Source organism: Pseudomonas sp. PSE14, from assembly GCF_029203285.1.
GTDB lineage: Bacteria > Pseudomonadota > Gammaproteobacteria > Pseudomonadales > Pseudomonadaceae > Pseudomonas.
This window is the reverse complement of the sequence record NZ_CP115669.1, coordinates 563,537-585,344: the sequence shown is the minus strand read 5'-3', so window position 1 is coordinate 585,344 and position 21,808 is coordinate 563,537. Positions and strand designations below refer to the sequence as shown.

Annotated in this window: 21 protein-coding genes; 15 read left to right on the top strand and 6 right to left on the bottom strand. The window is 64.6% G+C overall.

Translation table 11 applies throughout. The features are described 5' to 3' along the window. Nucleotides 1–27 precede the first annotated feature (27 nt). Nucleotides 28–1,083 (top strand): alpha/beta hydrolase family protein, encoded by a 1,056-nt coding sequence (locus tag O6P39_RS02655; RefSeq protein ID WP_275609929.1) that lies wholly within the window; start codon nt 28–30, stop codon nt 1,081–1,083. A gap of 1 nt (nt 1,084) precedes the next feature. Here O6P39_RS02655 and O6P39_RS02650 read toward each other — a convergent pair whose 3' ends face one another. The 3 genes from O6P39_RS02650 to O6P39_RS02640 are packed head-to-tail and all read right to left on the bottom strand — an operon-like array spanning nt 1,085 to nt 3,544. Continuing rightward, complete coding sequence (locus tag O6P39_RS02650; protein ID WP_275611871.1) at nt 1,085–1,849, bottom strand: DnaJ domain-containing protein; 765 nt, start codon at nt 1,847–1,849, stop codon at nt 1,085–1,087. Between the two features lies 1 nt (nt 1,850). Beyond that, on the bottom strand, nt 1,851–2,525 hold the full coding sequence (murU, locus tag O6P39_RS02645; RefSeq protein WP_275609928.1) for an N-acetylmuramate alpha-1-phosphate uridylyltransferase MurU: 675 nt from the start codon (nt 2,523–2,525) through the stop codon (nt 1,851–1,853). Next, nucleotides 2,522–3,544 carry a phosphotransferase gene (locus tag O6P39_RS02640; protein ID WP_275609927.1) on the bottom strand — a complete coding sequence of 341 codons (1,023 nt, stop codon included), beginning with the start codon at nt 3,542–3,544 and terminating at the stop codon, nt 2,522–2,524. The genes murU and O6P39_RS02640 overlap by 4 nt, the downstream gene beginning before the upstream one ends. Before the next feature lie 129 nt (nt 3,545–3,673). On the opposite strand from O6P39_RS02640, the gene O6P39_RS02635 reads away from it, so the two are divergent. The 12 genes from O6P39_RS02635 (at nt 3,674) to O6P39_RS02580 (ending at nt 18,447) form a co-directional block, all read left to right on the top strand. Beyond that, nucleotides 3,674–6,451: an LPS-assembly protein LptD gene (locus O6P39_RS02635; RefSeq protein ID WP_275609926.1), complete on the top strand. Its 2,778-nt coding sequence runs from the start codon at nt 3,674–3,676 to the stop codon at nt 6,449–6,451. Then, nucleotides 6,432–7,724, top strand: coding sequence for a peptidylprolyl isomerase (locus tag O6P39_RS02630; RefSeq protein WP_275609925.1), 1,293 nt, complete (start codon nt 6,432–6,434; stop codon nt 7,722–7,724). The genes O6P39_RS02635 and O6P39_RS02630 overlap by 20 nt, the downstream gene beginning before the upstream one ends. Before the next feature lie 114 nt (nt 7,725–7,838). Then, nucleotides 7,839–8,840 (top strand): 4-hydroxythreonine-4-phosphate dehydrogenase PdxA, encoded by a 1,002-nt coding sequence (gene pdxA / locus O6P39_RS02625; protein WP_275609924.1) that lies wholly within the window; start codon nt 7,839–7,841, stop codon nt 8,838–8,840. A 115-nt stretch (nt 8,841–8,955) separates the two neighbouring features. Then, on the top strand, nt 8,956–9,774 hold the full coding sequence (gene rsmA, locus O6P39_RS02620) for a 16S rRNA (adenine(1518)-N(6)/adenine(1519)-N(6))-dimethyltransferase RsmA (RefSeq protein ID WP_275609923.1): 819 nt from the start codon (nt 8,956–8,958) through the stop codon (nt 9,772–9,774). Next, entirely contained in the window at nt 9,771–10,151 is a 381-nt protein-coding gene (gene apaG / locus O6P39_RS02615; RefSeq protein ID WP_152219814.1) for a Co2+/Mg2+ efflux protein ApaG, read from the top strand. Before rsmA ends, apaG begins: the two co-directional genes overlap by 4 nt. Beyond that, nucleotides 10,151–10,975 carry a symmetrical bis(5'-nucleosyl)-tetraphosphatase gene (locus tag O6P39_RS02610; RefSeq protein ID WP_275609922.1) on the top strand — a complete coding sequence of 275 codons (825 nt, stop codon included), beginning with the start codon at nt 10,151–10,153 and terminating at the stop codon, nt 10,973–10,975. The genes apaG and O6P39_RS02610 overlap by 1 nt, the downstream gene beginning before the upstream one ends. A gap of 43 nt (nt 10,976–11,018) precedes the next feature. After that, nucleotides 11,019–11,348, top strand: coding sequence for a thiosulfate sulfurtransferase GlpE (gene glpE, locus O6P39_RS02605; RefSeq protein WP_152219810.1), 330 nt, complete (start codon nt 11,019–11,021; stop codon nt 11,346–11,348). A gap of 288 nt (nt 11,349–11,636) precedes the next feature. Next, nucleotides 11,637–13,559, top strand: coding sequence for a PrkA family serine protein kinase (locus O6P39_RS02600; protein WP_015475261.1), 1,923 nt, complete (start codon nt 11,637–11,639; stop codon nt 13,557–13,559). A gap of 103 nt (nt 13,560–13,662) precedes the next feature. Continuing rightward, the gene (locus O6P39_RS02595; RefSeq protein ID WP_275609921.1) at nt 13,663–14,931 is read left to right on the top strand and encodes a YeaH/YhbH family protein; all 1,269 of its coding nucleotides are present in this window, start codon (nt 13,663–13,665) and stop codon (nt 14,929–14,931) included. Beyond that, nucleotides 14,928–16,481, top strand: a complete 1,554-nt coding sequence (locus O6P39_RS02590; protein WP_275609920.1) for a SpoVR family protein — start codon at nt 14,928–14,930, stop codon at nt 16,479–16,481. Before O6P39_RS02595 ends, O6P39_RS02590 begins: the two co-directional genes overlap by 4 nt. Before the next feature lie 59 nt (nt 16,482–16,540). Continuing rightward, on the top strand, nt 16,541–17,050 hold the full coding sequence (locus O6P39_RS02585) for a DUF4136 domain-containing protein (RefSeq protein ID WP_275611870.1): 510 nt from the start codon (nt 16,541–16,543) through the stop codon (nt 17,048–17,050). Nucleotides 17,051–17,217: 167 nt separating this feature from the next. Beyond that, nucleotides 17,218–18,447 (top strand): multifunctional CCA addition/repair protein, encoded by a 1,230-nt coding sequence (locus O6P39_RS02580; RefSeq protein WP_275609919.1) that lies wholly within the window; start codon nt 17,218–17,220, stop codon nt 18,445–18,447. Nucleotides 18,448–18,556: 109 nt separating this feature from the next. Here O6P39_RS02580 and folK read toward each other — a convergent pair whose 3' ends face one another. Together folK and folB are read right to left on the bottom strand one after the other, a co-directional pair. Further along, complete coding sequence (gene folK, locus O6P39_RS02575; protein WP_275609918.1) at nt 18,557–19,093, bottom strand: 2-amino-4-hydroxy-6-hydroxymethyldihydropteridine diphosphokinase; 537 nt, start codon at nt 19,091–19,093, stop codon at nt 18,557–18,559. Continuing rightward, nucleotides 19,084–19,437 carry a dihydroneopterin aldolase gene (gene folB / locus O6P39_RS02570; RefSeq protein WP_138525588.1) on the bottom strand — a complete coding sequence of 118 codons (354 nt, stop codon included), beginning with the start codon at nt 19,435–19,437 and terminating at the stop codon, nt 19,084–19,086. The genes folK and folB overlap by 10 nt, the downstream gene beginning before the upstream one ends. An 80-nt stretch (nt 19,438–19,517) precedes the next feature. On the opposite strand from folB, the gene plsY reads away from it, so the two are divergent. Then, nucleotides 19,518–20,087, top strand: coding sequence for a glycerol-3-phosphate 1-O-acyltransferase PlsY (gene plsY, locus O6P39_RS02565; RefSeq protein WP_275609917.1), 570 nt, complete (start codon nt 19,518–19,520; stop codon nt 20,085–20,087). A 93-nt stretch (nt 20,088–20,180) separates the two neighbouring features. On the opposite strand, the gene tsaD is transcribed toward plsY, so the two are convergent. Beyond that, a complete protein-coding gene (gene tsaD / locus O6P39_RS02560) occupies nt 20,181–21,206 on the bottom strand; it encodes a tRNA (adenosine(37)-N6)-threonylcarbamoyltransferase complex transferase subunit TsaD (protein ID WP_275609916.1) in 1,026 nt (341 codons plus the stop codon). A 201-nt stretch (nt 21,207–21,407) separates the two neighbouring features. Between tsaD and rpsU the strand changes: the two genes are divergently transcribed. Beyond that, entirely contained in the window at nt 21,408–21,623 is a 216-nt protein-coding gene (rpsU, locus tag O6P39_RS02555; protein WP_003085057.1) for a 30S ribosomal protein S21, read from the top strand. Nucleotides 21,624–21,808 lie beyond the last annotated feature (185 nt).

Genomic DNA, 21,808 nt, shown 5'->3' with positions numbered 1-21,808 from the left:
CGCCCGCCCTGGACATGGATATCGCCGATGCCGCACCTGCCTCGCCCTACCCTGCTCGCCCTCTGCCTGTCGCTCGGACTGACGCCCCTGTCGACAACATGGGCCGAAGCAACCAAGCCCGCCGCCGAGGAGAAGCCTGCGGCTGCGCCGGCGGTGCGGGTGCAGGTCAGCGAACGCAGCCAGGACGACGCCAGCGGCCTGGAGCGGCAGTTGCCGGAACAGGAGCGGCAGATGCTGCAGGCGGGTGACGAAAGCTTCCTCGCACTCTGGCTGCCGGCCAACACTGCCGAGGCGGAAGGCGTGGTGATCCTGATCCCCGGCGACGGCGAAAGCGCCGATTGGCCGGTGGCGATCAGCCCGTTGCGACGCAAGCTGCCCGACGCCGGCTGGCAAAGCCTCAGCGTGACCCTGCCCGACCCGCAGAGCACCGCCCCGGTGCCGCGTCCGGCCGAGTCGGCGGACAAGGCCAGCGCGGACACCGACGCCACCGCCGCCGACAGTGCCAGCAAACCGGAAGTGACGGGCAGCGCCGGTAACGCCACGCCAACCCCGGAAAGCACCGGCGAAGCCGGCAGCGCCGAGCCGGCCCAGGCCAGCCCGGCAGAAAGCGCGCCGACACCGACCGACCCGGTGGCGCTGCGCAAGGCCCACGCCGAGCGTGTACTGGCGCGCATCCAGGCGGCGGTCGATCTGGCCGAGCAGCACAAACCCAGGACCATCGTCCTCCTGGGGCACGGCACCGGCGCCTACTGGGCAACCCGCTACCTGGGCGAACGCGCGCCGGCCGATATCAAGAATCTGCTGCTGGTGGCGCCGGCCATGCCGCGCGACTTCCTGCCATCGCTGGAAGAAACGGTCCCCCTGCTCAACCTCGCCACCGGCGACTTCTACTACAAGGACAAGGCCGCCGACCGCGCCGCAGCACAGCGGCGCCTGCAGGCCAGCAAACGGCAGAAGTCACCGAACTACATCCAGATCGGCATGAACGCCCTGCCCGCCGACCTCGCCACCGAGCAGGAACAGCTTTACCGCCGAATTCGCGGCTGGCTGTCGATGCACCGGGAGCCGATCGAGCAGCCCTGATTCAGCGGAAGCCGCGACGCTGCCGGACCAGCAGGTAGGCGGCCTGGATCTCGCGGGTTTTCTCGGTGGCGGCAGCGATGCGCTCGGGGCTCGCGCCCAGGCCTTCGAGCTTGTCCGGGTGGTTCTGGCTGACCAGCTTGCGGTAGGCGCGCTTGATCTCCTCCGGCTCGCTGTCCGGCGTCACGCCCAGCACGCGCAAGGCCTGGGTATAGGACTCGCGCGGCGTCACCGCTGGCTTCGCCCGCTCCGCGCTCGCGGCCAGGGCCTGAATGCGGGCGCGCGAAAGACCGAGCCAGTCACCCCATTGCAGGATCAGGTGTTTCTCCGCCGAACCCGGCGCACCGGCCGCCCAGGCCATGCGCCAGCAAGCCAGCAGCAGCCCTTCCGCTGTGGCTTCATGGCCGCGCCGCTGGCGCAGGCCGATCTCCAGCAATTCGCCGCCCTTCTTGCCGCGCCCGAAGGCCTCGATGGCCTGGCGGCGCGCATGGTCGTCCAGTTGCAGGCGCAGCATTTCCGCGCGGGCCTGCTGGATGTGTGCGTCATGCACACGCCCCCGGCTCTTGGCCAGGCAGCCGAGCAGGAGGAACAGCAGCTCGCGGTCACCGACCTGCGGACCACCGCGCAACTGCTCCAGCAATCCGCGCCACGAGCGCACTTTCAGACGGCGATCGAGCACCTGGCCAAGCAGCCCACCGAGCAGGGCTCCGGGAATGCTCGCCAGCGCCCAGCCGGCGAGCAGGCCCAGCAATGTGCCCGGCCAGAACACCTCAGCCCTCCGCCAACTGGCGTTCGACGTCGGCCAGACGCTCATGGGTGCCGACATCGACCCAGCGCCCCGCATGCAGGACGCCACTCACGCGCCCCGCTGCCATCGCCTGGCGGAGCAACGGAGCCAGCTTGAAGGCACCGGGCTCGCAGCCATCGAACAACGCGGGATGCAGGACGGCGATGCCACTGTAGGTCAGACTCGGTTCGTCTTCGCGGTAGTCGCTCACCCGGCCATCACGCAGGCAGAAATCGCCGCGCGCGTGATGCCCGGGATTGTCCACCAGCACCAGGTGCGCCAGATCGTCCTCGGCCAGCGCACCGTGCAGGCTCGCGTAGTCGAAGTCGGTCCAGATGTCGCCGTTGGCGATGACGAAGGCTTCGTCCCCCAGCAGCGGCAGCGCCTTGAAGATGCCTCCTCCGGTTTCCAGCGGCTCGCCTTCGGCCGAATAGCGGATGCTCACCTCGAACTGCGCGCCGTCGCCCAGATAGTCCTCGATCTGCTGGCCGAGCCAGGCGTGGTTGATCACCAACTGATCGAAACCGGCACGGCGAAGCGCCCGCAGTTGGTACTCGATCAGCGGCACGCCACCTGCGCGCACCAGCGGCTTGGGCGTATGCAGGGTCAGCGGGCGCAGGCGTTCGCCCTTGCCCGCGGCGAGGATCATGGCCTTCATGCGGGATGTGTCTCGTCTTTGGGCAGGCTGGCCAGCAGCGCGGCGAGGTCGGCCAGTTCGGGACGACGGGCGATGACGTTTTCCAGGTAACGGAAGAAGCGCGGCACGTCGCCCAGGTAGCGTGGTTTGCCGTCGCGGTGGCAGATGCGGGCGAAGATGCCGATCACCTTGAGGTGGCGCTGTGCGCCCATCAGGTCGCTGGCGCGCAGGAAGTCCTCGAAGCGTTCCGGCAGCGGAATGCCGGCGGCCTGTGCCTTGCGCCAGTAGCGCGACAGGCCATCGTGCACGCGCGGCTCCGGCCAACTGAGGAAGGCGTCCTTGTAAAGGCAGGTCACGTCATAGGTGACCGGGCCGTAGACGGCATCCTGGAAATCCAGGACCCCCGGATTCGGCTCGCTGAGCATCAGGTTGCGCGGCATGTAGTCGCGGTGCACCAGTACGCGCGGCTGATCGAGCGCACTGCCCACCAGCAGGTCGCAGGTGCGCTGCCAGGCGGCCAGCTGCTCGCCCTCCAGGGTAACGCCCAGGTGGCGCTGCAGATACCAGTCGGGGAACAGCTGCAGCTCGCGGCGCAGCAGGGCTTCGTCATAAGCCGGCAGGCGATCGGCGACGTCCACCTGCTGGAAGGCTACCAGCGCATCGAGCGCAGGCTCGAACAGTTCCTCGGCGTTCTGCGGGTTGAGCACGTCGAGGTAGGTCTGACGGCCGAGATCGCTGAGCAGCAGGAAACCCTGCTCGACATCCTCGGCGAGAATCTTCGGCACGTGCACGCCGGCTTCGGCCAGCAAACCGGCGACCTTGACGAAGGGACGGCAATCTTCCTGGGGTGGCGGCGCATCCATCACGATCAGGCTGCGGCCATCGCCCTGCCAACGGAAATAACGACGGAAGCTGGCATCGCTGCTGGCCGGCGTCAGGCTCGCCTCGGGCACCGGGCCCCAACCTTCGGCATTGAACACAGCGGGCAAACTCAAGTCCAACCAGCCGATCATCTGCTGGTAACGGGCATCCTGTGACATCTTTATGGGTTCTCCACGGCCCTAGCCGTTGCGCGGGTCATGCTTTATTATCCAGCATCTTTTTGAGCCCATCGAGAGGCTCGCGGTCCTCACTGGGCCGATGGCTTGCAGGAAGCCCGGATTAACAAGATGGCAGTGAATTTCCCCGTGTTCCGTAGAAAATTCCCCTTACTGGTGACCGGTGGCCTGCTGGCTATTCAGCCGCTCGCCTCTGTGACCGCGGCACCCGGTCAGCAGTTCGCCTGCCAACCCTCTGCCTCCGGTGCCTGGAATTGTGCACCGCAGGAGAGCGCAACCAGCATTCCGCGTCCGCAACACAGTGCCACTGCCGTGAGTGCGGGCGCCAGCACCGCCGCCAGCGGCGAGGCGGCCGGCGGCTCGACCTCCAGCGCTGAAGAGCCCAAGCAACTGGTTACCCAGTCCGGCGGCCGTGGCCTGAAGTCGCGCAGCACCGACTACAGCCACCTCGACTGGGTTCCGCGTGAGAAGCTGACCGCCGCCCAGTTGGCAGAGATGGGCCCGTACTGCAGCGGCGAATACGTCGAGCCGGTGCGTCCAGGCATGAACGACAAGACGCCGAACGACGAGGCGCCAACCTACGTCTCGGCCAAAGTGTCGCGCTACGAGCAGGAAAAGCAGATCGCCACCCTCGCGGGTAACGTGGTCCTGCGCCAGGGCAGCATGCAGGTCGAGGCGGACGAAGCCAACCTGCACCAGGCCGAGAACCGCGGCGAACTGGTCGGCAACGTCAAGCTGCGCGACAACGGCGCGCTGATCGTCGGCGACCACGCCGAGCTGCAACTGGACAACGGCGCTGCGAAGATCGACAACGCCGAATACGTCATGCACCAGGCCCAGGTACGCGGCAGCGCGCTGTACGCCAAGCGCCAGGAAGACGCGATCATCCAGCTCAAGGACGGTACCTACACCCGCTGCGAACCCAATAGCAACGCCTGGGTCCTCAAGGGCAACAATATCAAGCTGAACCCGGCCACCGGTTTCGGCACCGCGACCAACGCGACCTTGCGGGTGAAGGACATTCCAGTGTTCTACACCCCGTACATCTATTTCCCGATCGACAACCGTCGCCAGTCCGGTTTCCTGCCGCCGTCGTTCGCCACCTCGACCGATACCGGTTTCACCCTGACCACGCCGTACTACTTCAACCTGGCGCCGAACTACGACGCCACGTTGTACCCGCGTTACATGGTCAAGCGTGGCCTGCTGATGGAAGGCGAGTTCCGCTACCTGACCCACACCAGTGAAGGCCAGTTCAACGCGGCCTACCTGAACGACAAGAACGATGACCGCAAGGACTTCCCGCAATACACCGACACCCGTTGGCTGTATGGCTGGAAGAACGTCAGCGGCCTGGATTCGCGTCTGCTGGCGCAGGTGGACTACACCCGCATCAGCGACCCGTACTACTTCCAGGACCTGGACACCTCGCTGGGCATCGGCTCGCCGACCTATGTGAACCAGCAGGGCTCGCTGACCTACCGCGGCGACAGCTACACCGCGCGCCTGAATGCCCAGGCCTATCAGTTGGCGACCGTGACCGACGTGACGCCGTATGATCGCCTGCCGCAGCTCACCCTGGACGGTACGCTGCCGTTCAATCCGGGCGGCCTGAAATTCACTTACGGCACAGAGCTGGTCCGCTTCGACCGCGACCTGGATGAAGGCCTCTACGTTCCCGACGAAGACAATCCGACATTCCAGGTACCGCGTCCGGACACCAACATCCAGGGCCTTGCACGCGCGACCGGCGATCGTTTCCACGCCGAGCCGGGTATCAGCCTGCCGATGAACCGCAGTTGGGGCTTCATGACCCCTACCGTCAAGGGGCTCTATACCAAGTATGACCTGGACCTGGATGGCAAGGGTCAGCAATACATCACCCAGAACCAGCCCTGGCTGAACTACGACAGCAGCCCTGACCGCTCGCTGACGCTGGCCAAGCTGGACTCCGGCCTGTACTTCGACCGCGACACCACCTTTGGTAGCACCAAGTTCCGCCAGACCCTGGAACCGCGCGCGATGTACCTGTACGTGCCGTACAAGAACCAGGACAACCTGCCGACCTTCGACACCGGCGAATTCACCTTCAGCTACGATTCGCTGTGGCGTGAAAACCGCTTCACCGGCAAGGACCGCATCGGCGACGCCAACCAGCTGTCCCTCGGCCTGGGCTCGCGCTTCATCGAGGACGACGGATTCGAGCGCGCCTATATTGCCGCCGGCCAGATCTACTACTTCAGCGATCGCCGCGTACAACTGCCCGGCCTGACCGAGAACGACCTGGCAGTCAGTGGCGCAAGCAACCCGGACGCCGATACCTGGCGCTCGCCGTACGCCCTGACTGGCATCTATCGCTTCAACCATGACTGGTATGCAAGCTCGGACTTCAACTGGAATGCGGACAGGCACCATACCGACAACGGTAACCTGATGTTCCACTACCAGCCCGAAGCCGATCCACGCAAGGTACTGAACGCCGGCTACCGCTATCGCTCGGATACCAAGCGATTCGATCCCAATACCGGGAAGTTCGAATACAACAGCGACCAGTACAAGATCAACCAGCACGACTTCTCGTTCATGTGGCCGGTCGTGCCTCAGTGGGCCGCCATCGGCCGCTGGCAGTTCGACTACAACCAGAGCCGCACGCTGGAAGCCTTCGGTGGCTTCGAGTACGACAGCTGCTGCTGGAAGCTGCGCCTGATCAATCGCTACTGGGTCGACTACGACGACGAGGATTACGTGACCTCGACGTCCAAGGCCGACCACGGTGTATTCCTGCAAATCATCTTGAAAGGCCTTGGCGGCGTGGTTGGCAACCAGGTGGAAGGCTTCCTCGACCAAGGTATCCAGGGTTATCGTCAACGTGAAGACAATGCTATGTAAGGCCCTGCGCCCGCTGATGCTGGGCGCGCTGTTGGCAAGTTCCGTCGTGCACGCCGAAGTGGTTCCGCTGGACCATGTAGTCGCCATCGTCGATAACGACGTGGTGATGCAGAGCCAGTTGGACCAACGCCTGCGCGAAGTCCGTGCAACCATCCAGAAGCGTGGCGCGCCGCTGCCACCAGAACATGTTCTGACCCAGCAGGTGCTCGAGCGCCTGATCATCGAGAACATCCAGCTGCAGATTGGCGACCGTTCCGGCATCCGCATCACCGATGAGGAGCTGAACCAGGCCATGGGCACCATTGCCCAGCGCAACAACATGAGCCTGGATCAGTTCCGCGCCGCCCTCGCCCGTGACGGCCTGTCCTATGACGACGCCCGCGAGCAGGTGCGCCGCGAGATGGTCATCAGCCGCGTGCGTCAGCGCCGCGTGGCCGAGCGCATCCAGGTCAGCGAGCAGGAAGTGCAGAACTTCCTCGCCTCCGACATGGGCAAGATCCAGCTCTCCGAAGAGTACCGCCTGGCCAACATCCTGATCCCGGTACCCGACGGCGCCTCGCCGGAAACCGTACAGGCCGCTGGCCGCCAGGCCGCCGAGCTGTACCAGCAACTCAAGCAGGGCGCGGACTTCAGCCAACTGGCGGTGTCCCGCTCGGCCGGCGATAACGCCCTGGAAGGCGGCGAGATCGGCTGGCGCAAGGCTGCCCAGCTGCCCTCCCCGTTCGACAGCATGGTCGGTAGCCTGGCCGTCGGTGACGTGACCGAGCCGGTGCGCACCCCGGGCGGCTACATCATCCTCAAGCTGGAAGAGAAGCGCGGCGGCAGCAAGATGCTGCGTGACGAAGTACACGTCCGCCACATCCTGCTCAAGCCCAGCGAAATCCGCAGCGACGAAGAGACCCAACGCCTGGCCGAGAAGCTCTACGAGCGCATCCAGGCTGGCGAGAGCTTCGCCGAACTGGCGAAGAAATACTCCGAAGACCCGGGCTCCAAGCTCAACGGCGGCGACCTCAACTGGGTCGACCCGGAGTCCCTGGTACCGGAATTCCGCGAGGTGATGAACAACGCGCCGCAGGGCCAGGTCACCAAGCCGTTCCGCTCGCCGTTCGGCTGGCACGTGCTGGAAGTCCTCGGCCGCCGCGCTACCGACAGCAGCGACAAGTTCCGCGAACAGCAGGCTGCCCAGACCCTTCGCGCACGCAAATACGACGAAGAACTGCAGGCCTGGCTACGGCAGATCCGCGACGAAGCCTACGTCGAGATCAAGCAGTAAGCAGTGCACGTCGCTCCGAAGAAACCCGGCCATGGCCGGGTTTCTTTTTATCCGCGTCCAGCTTCGTCGTAGAGTAGGCGCATCCGCTCCAACGCCCTGATTCGAGATCACCTGATGAGCACTTCTGCGCTTTTTGCCCTGACCCCCGGCGAGCCCGCCGGCATCGGCCCCGACCTCTGCCTGCTGCTGGCCCGCGAGGCCCAGCCCCACCCGCTGGTCGCCGTCGCCAGCCGCCAACTGCTGGCCGAGCGTGCCGAGTTGCTGGGGCTGAACATCACCCTGCTGGAGGTTGGCCCCGATCATTGGCCAAGCACGCCGTCCTCCGCCGGCAGCCTGTATGTCTGGGACACCCCGCTGGCCGCTCCCGTCGAACCGGGCAAGCTGGACAAGGCTAACGCCGCCTACGTACTGGAAACCCTGACCCGCGCCGGCCAAGGCTGCCTGGATGGGCACTTCGCCGGGATGATTACCGCACCGGTGCACAAGGGCGTGATCAACGAGGCAGGCATCGCCTTCTCCGGCCACACCGAATTCCTCGCCGACCTGACCTCCACCGCCCAGGTCGTCATGATGCTCGCCACCCGCGGCTTGCGCGTGGCCCTGGTGACCACCCACCTGCCGTTGCGGCAGATCGCCGACGCCATCACCCCGGAGCGCCTGGAGCGCGTCACCCGTATCCTCCACGCCGATCTGCGCGACAAGTTCGGCCTGGCCAACCCGCGCATCCTGGTCTGCGGCCTGAACCCCCACGCCGGCGAAGGCGGCCACCTCGGCCACGAGGAAATCGACGTCATCGAGCCGACCCTGGAGCGCCTGCGTACTGAGGGCATGCAGCTGATCGGCCCACTGCCGGCCGACACCCTATTCACTCCCAAGCACCTGGAGCACTGCGACGCGGTGCTCGCCATGTACCACGACCAGGGCCTGCCAGTGCTCAAGTACAAAGGTTTCGGCGCGGCAGTAAACGTCACCCTGGGCCTGCCGATCATCCGCACCTCAGTGGACCACGGCACCGCCCTGGACCTCGCCGGCACCGGTCGGATCGACAGTGGCAGCCTGCAGGTCGCTCTGGAAACCGCCTACCAGATGGCCGAAGGCGGCGCCGTACGGCGCTGAATCCCGCCTTCCGTTCGGCCAGCGTTTCGTGCTGGCTGCGCGGGGCTGGTAAACTGACGGTTTTTCGTCCCCAGCTCGCAGCCTCGCGCTCCCAGCTGCTCCTCCGGAGCCCTTGATGTCCGAACTCTTCCAACACCGCGCCCGCAAACGCTTCGGCCAGAACTTCCTGCACGATGCCGGAGTGATCCACCGCATCCTGCGCGCCATCGCCGCCAAGGAAGGCCAGCACCTGCTGGAAATCGGCCCGGGCCAGGGCGCCCTGACCGAAGGCCTGGTGGACAGCGGCGCCAAACTCGATGTGATCGAGCTGGACCTGGACCTGATCCCGCAACTGAAATGGCGCTTCGGCCTCAAGCCCAACTTCAGCCTGCATCAGGGCGACGCCATGAAGTTCGACTTCGCAAGTCTCGTCGCCTCCCCGGAGGACAAGCTGCGCGTGGTCGGCAACCTGCCCTACAACATCTCCACGCCGCTGATCTTCCACCTTCTGGATCACGCTTCGATCATCCAGGACATGCACTTCATGCTGCAGAAGGAAGTGGTGGAGCGCCTGGCCGCCGAGCCTGGCAACGGCGACTGGGGCCGCCTGTCGATCATGGTGCAGTACTTCTGCCGCGTGGATTACCTGTTCACCGTCGGCCCGGGCGCCTTCAACCCGCCGCCGAAAGTCGAATCGGCGATCGTGCGCCTGGTGCCCTATACCGAACTGCCGCACCCGGCCAAGGACCACCGCCTGCTCGAACGCATCGTCCGCGAAGCCTTCAACCAGCGGCGCAAGACCTTGCGCAACACCCTGCGCAACCTGATGAGCGTGGAAGAGATCGAAGCCGCAGGCGTAGACCCGACCCTGCGCCCTGAGCAACTGGACGTGGCCGACTTCGTCCGCCTGGCCAACCGCCTGGCCGACCACCCTGCGCAGGACACTTCCGCATGAGCGATCCGCGCTACAACGTCACCGTCAGCGTCACCACCCGCCACCTGCCGGAGCAATCCCAGCCGGAACAGCAACGCTACGTGTTCGCCTACACCGTGACTATTCACAACCAGGGCGAACAGGCCGCCAAGCTGCTCACCCGCCACTGGGTCATCACCGACGGCAACGGCCATGTGCAGGAAGTGCGCGGCGCCGGCGTGGTCGGCGAGAAGCCGCTGATCGAGCCGGGCGCCAGCCACACCTACACCAGCGGCACCGTGCTCGCCACCCAGGTGGGCAGCATGCACGGCAGCTACCAGATGATCGCCGACGACGGCCATCACTTCGACGCCGAGATTCCGGTGTTCCGCCTGGCCGTGCCGGGGGCCCTGCACTGATGGCCACCTACGCCGTCGGCGACCTGCAGGGTTGCCTGGAACCGCTCAAGTGCCTGCTCGACCAGGTGAAGTTCGACCCCGCCAAGGACAAGCTCTGGCTGGTCGGCGACCTGGTCAACCGTGGCCCGGCCTCGCTGGAAACCCTGCGCTACCTCTACTCCATCCGCGAGTCGCTGGTCTGCGTGCTGGGCAACCACGACCTGCACCTGGTGGCCGTGGCCTACAACACCGAGCGCCTGAAGAAGAACGACACCCTGCGCGAGATCATCGAGGCCCCGGACTGCGCCGAGCTGATCGAGTGGCTGCGCCAGCAGCGGCTGGTCTATCACGACGACGCGCGCGACTTCACCCTGGTGCACGCCGGCATTCCGCCGCAGTGGTCCATCGAGAAGTCCCTGCAGCGCGCCGCCGAAGTCGAGGCGGTGCTGCGCGACGACGAGCAGCTGCCGCTGTTCCTCGATGGCATGTACGGCAACGAGCCAGCCAAGTGGGACAAGAAGCTGCACGGCATCGAGCGCCTGCGAGTGATCACCAACTACTTCACGCGCATGCGTTTCTGCACCCCCGAGGGCAAGCTCGACCTGAAATCCAAGGAAGGCCTGGACACCGCCCCTCCCGGCTACGCCCCCTGGTTCAGCTACGCCGAGCGCAAGGCCGCCGGACGCAAGGTCATCTTCGGCCACTGGGCGGCACTGGAAGGCCAGTGCGATGCCCCCGGCCTATTCGCCCTGGACACCGGCTGCGTCTGGGGCGGCAGCATGACCCTGCTGAACGTCGACACCCTCGAGCGCATCCACTGCAGTTGCGCCCGCGAACACCCCTGATTCCAGCGGGGCCAGGCGCCCCGCCTCTTGCGAGGTATCCCACATGAGCGACTTCAAGCGCATCGCCCCCGACCTGGCCCAGCAACTGCGCGAAGGCGGCGCCCAGGTCGTCGACATCCGCGACCCGCAGAGCTACGCCATGGGCCACATCACCGGCTCGCGGCACATCGACAATTACTCGGTGGCCGACTTCATCCGCGAGGCGGACATGGACGCACCGCTGGTCGTGGTCTGCTACCACGGCAACTCCAGCCAGAGCGCGGCGGCCTATTTCGTCCAGCAGGGCTTCTCCGAGGTCTACAGCCTCGACGGCGGCTTCGAACTGTGGCGCAGCGTCTATCCCGCGGATACCAGCGCAGGCGGTTCTGACTGAAAGCCCCTACGAAAGAGTCGGAATAGCCCTTCAAAAAATCTGTAACTTCTCGCGCTTTCGCCCTTTACAGGTCTGAGAACGAACTATCCTTTCCCTCAGGCCATCCAAAACAGGGAGAGCCGGCACACCGGCTTCCGGGTAATCGGCAGTGACCATTTGGGGCGGATCAGGGCAGAGGCCAGGTTCCGTTGGAGTTCTGGGGGATTCTCGCCGGCATCACTGGCGGCCCGACCGCACCCGCACACGACCGATCCCGCGCCGGCTCCATGCATCGAGCGAGGAGACGTCATGAGCATTTTCAGTCACTTCCAGGAACGCTTCGAAGCGACCCGCCAAGAGGAATACTCCCTGCAGGAGTACCTGGATCTCTGCAAGCAGGACAAGACCGCCTACGCCACCGCTGCCGAACGGATACTGATGGCCATCGGTGAGCCCGAGCTACTGGACACCTCCGTCGATTCGCGCCTGTCGCGGATCTTCTCCAACAAGGTGATCCGCCGCTATCCAGCCTTTGCCGACTTCCATGGCATGGAAGAGTGCATCGACCAGATCGTCGCCTTCTTCCGCCATGCGGCCCAGGGGCTGGAAGAGAAGAAGCAGATCCTTTACCTCCTCGGCCCGGTCGGCGGCGGCAAGTCGTCCCTGGCCGAAAAGCTCAAGCAGCTGATGGAGCACGTGCCCTTCTACGCCATCAAGGGCTCACCTGTGTTCGAGTCGCCCCTGGGGCTGTTCAACCCGGATGAAGACGGCGCCATCCTCGAAGAGGACTACGGCATTCCCCGGCGTTACTTGCGTTCGGTGATGTCGCCCTGGGCGACCAAGCGCCTCAACGAATTCGGCGGCGACATCAGCCAGTTCCGCGTGGTCAAGCTGCATCCCTCGATCCTCAACCAGATCGCCATCGCCAAGACCGAGCCGGGCGATGAGAACAACCAGGACATCTCCGCACTGGTCGGCAAGGTGGATATCCGCAAGCTGGAAGAATTCCCGCAGAACGACGCCGACGCCTACAGCTACTCGGGCGCGCTGTGCCGGGCCAACCAGGGCCTGATGGAATTCGTCGAGATGTTCAAGGCGCCGATCAAGGTCCTGCACCCCTTGCTCACCGCGACCCAGGAAGGCAACTACAACAGCACCGAGGGCCTCGGTTCCCTGCCCTACAGCGGCATCATCCTCGCCCACTCCAACGAGTCGGAGTGGCACAGCTTCCGCAACAACAAGAACAACGAGGCCTTCATCGACCGGATCTACATCGTCAAGGTGCCGTACTGCCTGCGCGTCTCCGACGAGATCAAGATCTACGACAAACTGCTGGTCAACAGCTCTCTGGCGCACGCCCACTGCGCGCCGGACACCCTGAAGATGCTCTCGCAGTTCTCCGTGCTGTCGCGCCTGAAAGAGCCGGAAAACTCCAACATCTACTCGAAGATGCGCGTCTACGACGGCGAAAACCTCAAGGACACCGATCCCAAGGCCAAGTCGATCCAGGAATACCGCGATACCGCAGGCGTCGACGAAGGCATGGCCGGGCTATCCACCCGCTTCGCCTTCAAGATCCTGTCGAAGGTCTTCAACTTCGACCCGCATGAGGTGGCGGCCAACCCGGTGCATCTGCTCTATGTGCTGGAGCAGCAGATCGAACAGGAACAGTTCCCGCCGGAAACCCGCGAACGCTACCTGCGCTTCCTGAAGGAATACCTGGCGCCGCGCTACGTCGAGTTCATCGGCAAGGAAATCCAGACCGCGTACCTGGAGTCCTACAGCGAGTACGGTCAGAACATCTTCGACCGCTACGTGCTCTACGCCGACTTCTGGATCCAGGACCAGGAATACCGCGACCCGGAAACCGGCGAAATCCTCAACCGCGCCGCCCTCAACGAGGAACTGGAGAAGATCGAGAAACCCGCCGGCATCAGCAACCCGAAGGATTTCCGCAACGAAATCGTCAACTTCGTGCTGCGCGCCCGGGCCGGCAACAACGGCAAGAACCCCAGCTGGCTGTCGTACGAGAAGCTGCGCGTGGTGATCGAGAAGAAGATGTTCTCCAATACCGAGGACCTGCTGCCGGTCATCAGCTTCAACGCCAAGGCGAGCAAGGAGGATCAGCAGAAGCACAACGACTTCGTCAAACGCATGGTCGAGCGCGGCTACACCGAGAAGCAGGTGCGCCTGCTGTCGGAATGGTATCTGCGGGTTCGCAAGTCGCAGTAGTCTGCCATCGGCGCGGCGGTTTCCGTCGCGCCGGTCGCCGTCGCATTCGGACCTGCTCCGGGGCGGCTCCACGCCGCCGCGCAGCAGGCCCTGAGGAGCATTCATGAGCTACGTCATCGACCGGCGTCTGAACGGCAAGAACAAGAGCACGGTGAACCGCCAGCGCTTCCTGCGGCGTTATCGTGAGCACATCAAGAAGGCCGTGGAGGAGGCCGTCAGCCGTCGTTCCATCACCGATATGGAACATGGCGAGCAGATCAGTATTCCCGGCCGCGATATCGACGAGCCGGTGCTGCACCATGGCCGTGGCGGCCGGCAGACGATCGTCCACCCCGGCAACAAGGAATTCACCTCCGGCGAACACATCCCGCGGCCCCAGGGCGGCGGCGGACGCGGTGGCGGCAAGGCCAGCAACCAGGGCGATGGGATGGACGACTTCGTCTTCCAGATCACCCAGGAGGAATTCCTCGACTTCATGTTCGAGGACCTGGAACTGCCCAACCTGGTCAAGCGTCATCTCACCGGTAGCGACACCTTCAAGACCGTGCGCGCCGGCATCAGCAACGAGGGCAATCCCTCGCGTATCAACATCGTGCGCACCCTGCGTTCGGCCCACGCGCGGCGCATCGCCCTGTCCGGCTCGACCCGCAGCAAGCTGCGCGCGGCCCTGGCCGAACTGGACCGGCTCAAGCGCGAAGAGCCGGACAACCTGGGCGACATCCAGGAACTGGAGCAGAAGATCGCTGGCATGCGTGCGCGCATCGACCGGGTGCCGTTCCTCGATACCTTCGACCTCAAGTACAACCTGCTGGTCAAACAGCCCAACCCGACTTCCAAGGCCGTGATGTTCTGCCTGATGGACGTCTCCGGCTCCATGACCCAGGCCACCAAGGACATCGCCAAGCGCTTCTTCATCCTGCTCTACCTGTTCCTCAAGCGGAACTACGAGAAGATCGAAGTGGTGTTCATCCGCCACCACACCAGCGCCCGGGAAGTGGACGAAGAGGAATTCTTCTACTCCCGCGAAACCGGCGGCACCATCGTCTCCAGCGCACTCAAGCTGATGCAGGAAGTGATGGCCGAGCGCTACCCCACCAACGAGTGGAACATCTACGCCGCGCAAGCCTCGGATGGCGACAACTGGAACGATGATTCTCCGGTCTGCCGCGATATCCTGATGAAACAGATCATGCCGTTCGTGCAGTACTACACCTACGTCGAGATCACCCCGCGCGAGCACCAGGCGCTGTGGTTCGAGTACGAGAAGATCCGCGACAGCTTCGAAGACAGCTTCGCCCAGCAGCAGATCGTCTCCTCCTCGGACATCTATCCGGTGTTCCGCGAGCTGTTCCAGAGGAGGCTCGTCGCATGAGCAAGCGTCAGCCGATTGCCACCGGCTCGGAGTGGACCTTCGAGCTGATCCGCCAATACGACCGCGAAATCAGCCGTATCGCGGAACGTTACGCGCTGGACACCTACCCCAACCAGATCGAGGTGATCACCGCCGAGCAGATGATGGACGCCTACGCCTCCGTCGGCATGCCCATCGGTTACAACCACTGGTCCTATGGCAAGCACTTCCTCAGCACGGAAAAGAACTACAAGCGCGGCCAGATGGGCCTCGCCTACGAGATCGTGATCAACTCCGATCCGTGCATCGCCTACCTGATGGAAGAAAACACCCAGTGCATGCAGGCGCTGGTGATCGCCCACGCCTGCTACGGGCACAACAGCTTCTTCAAGGGCAACTACCTGTTCCGCACCTGGACCGACGCCACGTCGATCATCGACTACCTGGTGTTCGCCAAGTCCTACATCAACAAGTGCGAGGAACGTTACGGCATCGATGCCGTGGAAGACCTGCTGGACTCCTGCCACGCCCTGATGAACTACGGCGTGGACCGCTACAAGCGGCCCTACCCGATCTCTGCCGAAGAAGAGCGGCAGCGCCAGAAGGAGCGCGAGGAGCAGATCCAGCGCCAGGTCAACGACCTCTGGCGGACTATTCCCAAGGCCACCGGCAAGGACAAGGAGCAATCCCTGGCCCGCTACCCCAGCGAGCCGCAGGAGAACATCCTCTACTTCATCGAGAAGAACGCACCGCTGCTGGAGCCCTGGCAGCGCGAAGTGGTGCGCATCGTGCGCAAGGTCGCGCAATACTTCTACCCGCAGCGCCAGACCCAGGTGATGAACGAGGGCTGGGCGACCTTCTGGCACTACACCCTGATCAACGACCTCTACGACGAGGGGCTGGTCAGCGACGGTTTCATGATGGAGTTCCTCCAGTACCACACCAGCGTGGTCTACCAGCCCGGTTTCGACAGCCCCTACTACAGCGGCATCAACCCCTACGCCCTGGGTTTCGCCATGTACCGCGACATCCGCCGCATCTGCGAAAACCCCACCGAGGAGGACAAGCGCTGGTTCCCGGACATCGCCGGCAGCGACTGGCTGGCCACCCTGAAATTCGCCATGAAGAGCTTCAAGGACGAAAGCTTCGTCCTGCAGTTCCTCTCGCCCAAGGTGATCCGCGAGTTCAAGCTGTTCAGCATCCTCGACGACGACCAGAAGGACGACCTGCTGGTCGATGCCATCCACGACGACGACGGCTACCGCAAGATCCGCGAAACCCTGGCAGCGCAGTACAACCTCGGCAATCGTGAGCCGAACATCCAGATCTGGGACGTCGATCGCCGGGGCGACCGCTCGCTGACCCTGCGCCACCAGCAGCACGACCGCAAACCGCTGGGCGACTCTACCGACGACGTGCTCAAGCACCTGCACCGCCTGTGGGGCTTCGACATCCACCTGGAAACCCTGCAGGGCGACAACCTGGTCAACACCTTCCACATGCCCCCAAAGGGTGAACGCGACAGCGAGGAGGGATACCCGCGGCTCGACCTGATCATTCCACCCATTTGATCGGTTGACCGGTGTATCGGGCCGCTTCCAGCATGGCGAGACTCCCCGTGGAGATCGCCATGCGCCTGTTCGCCATCCTGCTGCTCTGCCTTGCCGTCGCGACCTGCACCAACCAGGTGCCGCGGGCCCAGGTCTCCCATCCGGCCGACGCGCGCCTGTCGAGCCTGCGCGACTTCCAGCTGATGCCGCCGGAGAGTGCCGTCGACGCCCTGCCCTACCGCAACCGCTACCCGCTGATCAATGCCCAGGTGCGCCAGGGTCTGATCGAACGCGGCTACCGGGAAAGCGCCACGCCGCAGATCCGCGTCTACTACTGGCTGGCCCTGCAGGACGTGCCGCTGGAGTTCAAGGTTGACACCCCGCCGCCCAATCCGCTGGGGCCCTATCTCGCCATCCATCGCCTGCGCGATGAGACCGGCACCTTGCGCCTGCGCCTGACCGATGCTCAGGAACAGACGCTCTGGGAAGGCACCGTCAGCACCGGCCTCAGCCCCGCCCACGCCAGCGCCGCCCTGCTGCAGGACGCCATTGGCGCATTGCTCCAGCAGGTGCCCGCCGCTACGCCCTAGGTACGCGTCACACCCGTTCGCGAGGAAGCTCGCTCCTACAAACGGGGCAAACCCCGGCTGTTGGAGGAGCGAGCTTGCTCGCGAACCGCCTCTATCCCCAGAAGCCACCGAGCTTGCCCCACTCGCCGCAAACCCCGAAGCTATCCCCCAGAACAGGAGACAGCTTCATGCAGATCTACAAGGTGGGCGGCGCCGTACGCGACCGCCTGCTCGGCCAACCCTTCAGCGATACCGACTGGGTGGTGGTCGGCGCCAGCGCCGACGAGATGCTCGCCCAGGGCTACCGCCCGGTGGGCGCCGACTTCCCGGTATTCCTCCACCCGAAGACCGGCGAGGAATACGCCCTCGCCCGCACCGAGCGCAAAAGCGGGCGCGGCTACGGCGGCTTCACCTTCTACGCCAGCCCCGACGTCACCCTGGAAGAAGACCTGATCCGCCGCGACCTGACCATCAACGCCATGGCCGAGGACGACCAGGGCAACGTGGTCGACCCCTACGGCGGCCAAAAGGACCTCCAGGCCCGGCTGCTGCGCCACGTCTCTCCCGCCTTCGCCGAAGATCCGCTGCGCGTGCTGCGCGTCGCCCGCTTCGCCGCCCGCTACGCGCCGCTGGACTTTACCGTGGCGCCGGAAACCCTGGCGCTGATGCGCGAGCTGTCCGAATCCGGCGAACTGGAAGCACTGACCGCCGAACGCAGCTGGAAGGAAATTTCCCGCGCCTTGATGGAGTCGCGCCCGGACGTATTCATCCAGGTCCTGCGCGACTGCGGCGCCCTCGCCGTGCTGATGCCGGAAGTCGATGCGCTGTTCGGCGTGCCGCAACCCCCCGAACACCACCCGGAAGTGGATACCGGGGAACACGTACTCGCCGTCCTGCGCCAGTGCGCCGAACACGACCAGCCGCTCAGCGTGCGCTGGGCCAGCCTGGTACACGACGTCGGCAAGGGGGAGACGCGCCAGGAGGACTGGCCCAAACACCATGCCCACGAACACCTCGGCCTGCCGCTGATCGATGCGATCAACGCGCGCTTCAAGGTGCCGCGTGAATGCCAGGAACTGGCGCGACTGGTCGGCGAGTACCACACCCACTGCCACCGCGCGCTGGAGCTACGACCGAACACGATCCTGGAGCTGCTGCAAGCGTTCGACGTCTACCGCCGCCCACAGCGCTTCGACGAATTCCTCCAGGCCAGCGAGATGGATGCCCGTGGCCGCCACGGGCTGGAACAGCGTGAATATCCGCAGGCGGACTACCTGCGCGGTGCGGCACAGGCCGCCCGTGCGGTCGCGGTGCAGCCATTGCTGGAAAAGGGATACAAGGGTGCCGAACTGGGCGAAGCGCTCAAGCGCGAGCGTCTGAATGCCCTGAAGGCCTACAAGGAAAACTACGCAAACTGAATCGGCGGAGAAACCCTGCAGGAGCGAGCCTGCTCGCGAACAATCTCACCGATAAGCCCGGTGATATGCGGTTCGCGAGCAAGCTCGCTCCTACGAAGAGCCAGGCAGTTCAAGCCGCCGGATGCGCCTCAAGCAGCGCCGCCGGGGTCAGCTCCGCACCGCGCCACTGGAACGGCACCGGCCAGAGCCGCTGGTCGATCCGTGCCTCAGCCCACAGCTCGGCAAACGAACGCTGCACGCCCGGATGCTTCAACTGCGGCGCCAGCAACGCCAGCGGCCAGAGTACGAAGGCATTCTTCAGCACCTCGGCGCGCGGCAGCGTCAGACCGTCGAACTCGCCATGCAGGTCGCCATACAGCAGCACATCGATATCCAGCGGCAGGCCCTTGCGCTCCGGCGCATAGCGGCCGTTGTCCGCCTCGATATGCTTCAGCCGCAGGCTCAGCTCCGCCAGCGGCAGCTCGGTGCGCGCCACGATCACGAAGTTGTAAAAGGGACCGCTGCGAATACCCACCGGCTCGCTCTCGAACACTGGCGAGCAACGGATATCCTCAAGGAAGCCATCCAGCGCCTCGAGCCCCGCGAGTAGATGGCGCTCGCGCTCGAAATTGCTGCCCAGGCCCAGGTATACCGTCGTCAGCGGCATCCGCGTTCGATCTCCACACCCACGCCGATGGCCGCCGCGACGGCGCCGGGCTTGGTGACTTTCAGGCGCAGCCACTGGATGCCGAATTCCGCCATCAGCAACGCAGCCAGGCGCTCGGCAAAGGTTTCCACCAGCTGGAAATGCGCATCACGGGCGAACGCCATGACCCGTTCGGAGAGCACGGCGTAGTCCAGGGCCTTGGCGATGTCGTCGTCGGCCGCCGCCGGGCGGTTGTCCCAGCCCAGCGTCAGGTCAAGGCGCAAGCACTGCCGGATACCCCGTTCCCAGTCGTAGACGCCAATCACGGTGTCCACTTCCAGCCCCTCGATGAAAACTCTGTCCACTGACTGCATGCTCCAAGGCGACACGACAATCGGCCGGCGCCCCGTTAGAATCGGAAACGACCTCGTCTCCGGTGGAAACCATGTTCTGGTTCTTGGCGATCCTCGCCTACCTGCTCGGATCACTGTCCTTCGCGGTACTCCTCAGTCGCCTGTTCGGCACCGCCGACCCGCGCGCCAGCGGCTCGGGCAACCCCGGCGCCACCAACATGCTGCGCCTGGCCGGCAAGAAGATCGCCATCCTCACCCTGCTCGGCGACCTCGCCAAGGGGCTGCTCCCCGTACTCATCGCCCGACTGATCGGCCTGACCGATGTGGAACAGGCCTGGATCGGACTGGCCGCCGTGATCGGCCACCTCTATCCTCTGTACTTCAACTTCCGTGGCGGCAAGGGTGTCGCCACCGCCGCCGGCATGCTGCTGGCGCTCTACCCGCCGGCTGCGCTGCTCGCGGCAGCCGCCTGGCTGGTCACCTTCAAGCTCTCGCGCACCAGCTCGCTCGCATCCCTGGTGGCCACGCCACTGACCCTGCCGCTGCTGGCCTGGCAGGAACCTTCGGCACTCCTGCCGATGACCGTACTCACCGGCCTGATCGTCTGGCGTCACCGCAGCAATCTGCGCGATCTCATCGCCGGACGCGAACGTCACTTCTGATCCACCAGCTTCCTGTCCGGCAAACCGCGCTGCAAGCGAAAAAACGGCCCATGCCGCTCAGAGCATGTGCCGCGTCGTTTGCAGCTTCATTATTCAGACAGCCGGCAGCGACTCCATTGGCCAGCGCGCCTGCACGCCGATCGAGGGACCATCTTTCTGACCGGCCAACAGCCGCTGGCAGCCAGCATAGGCGATCATCGCGCCGTTATCGGTGCAGAAGCGCGGGCGGGCGTAGAACACCTGGCCTTTCATCTCGCCGAGCATCTTCTCCAAATGCTGGCGCAGTGCCTGGTTGGCGCTGACGCCACCGGCGATCACCAGACTCTTCAGATGCGTCTGCTTGAGCGCGCGGCGGCACTTGATGGTCAGGGTCTCCACCACGGCAGTCTGGAACGCCAGGGCGATATCGCAGCGGGTCTGCTCGTTGTCGTCACCTTCGGCCACACAACGCTGCCAGGTGTTCAGGGCGAAGGTCTTCAGGCCGCTGAAGCTGAAATCCAGGCCGGGGCGATCCGTCATCGGCCGCGGGAAGACGAAGCGACCAGCGGTGCCACGCTCGGCCAGGCGAGCGATCTCCGGACCACCGGGATAACCCAGGCCGAGCAGCTTCGCAGTCTTGTCGAAGGCTTCACCGGCGGCGTCGTCCACCGACTCGCCAAGCAGCTGGTAGCGACCGATGCCATCGACCCGAACCAGCTGGGTATGACCGCCGGAGACCAACAAGGCGACGAACGGAAACTGCGGTGGCTGCTCTTCCAGCATCGGCGCCAGCAGATGGCCTTCCATATGGTGCACGCCGACGGCCGGCACGCCCCAGGCAAATGCCATGGCCTGGGCGCAGGAAGCGCCGACCAGCAGCGCCCCGACCAGGCCGGGACCGGCGGTGTAGGCGATGGCGTCGATGTCTTCGGCCGTGCAGCCGGACTCGTCCAGCACCTGGCGGATCAGCGGCAGCATGCGCTTGACGTGGTCACGGGAAGCCAGCTCGGGGACCACCCCGCCGTACACGCGGTGCAGGTCGATCTGGCTGAACAGCGCGTCGGCCAGCAAGCCTTTTTCGCTGTCGTAAAGTGCGACGCCGGTTTCGTCGCAGGAGGTTTCCAACCCCAGCACTCGCATGGGTTTGAGCCTTTACTCTGGGCAAAATTGAAGCCGCGCATCATAATCGCCGGCTTGGCTTCGGACCAGCGCTTTTCGATCGGAGGCTTTGCATTCCTTCGCCCGAACGTTTAATATCCGCAACCCTTGAAAACCGCCGACTCCCGAACCAACTGTCAGGAGCGCGATAAACCCCCGGTAATCATTGAAGGTACGACCTGGATGCCCGCCGTCAAAGTTAAAGAGAACGAACCCTTCGACGTAGCCCTGCGTCGTTTCAAGCGCTCCTGCGAAAAAGCAGGCGTACTGGCCGAAGTCCGTAGCCGCGAGTTCTACGAAAAGCCGACCGCCGAGCGTAAGCGCAAGGCCGCTGCCGCTGTTAAGCGTCACGCCAAGAAAGTGCAGCGCGAGCAGCGCCGCCGCGAGCGCCTGTACTGAGTTACAGCGCTACGTCGCACGCTTTCCGCATCGCCCGGCCCACTCGCCGGGCGAGTGCCTGAAACAAGGCACGATCACTCCGATTCGCTTTCGCGAACTTCGGAGTTTTTTGCTTTTCCAGCCCATGCTTATTTTGCAAGCCCACGACTAGCCGCTCACGGCTATGCTTGGGTCCACCCTGCGTT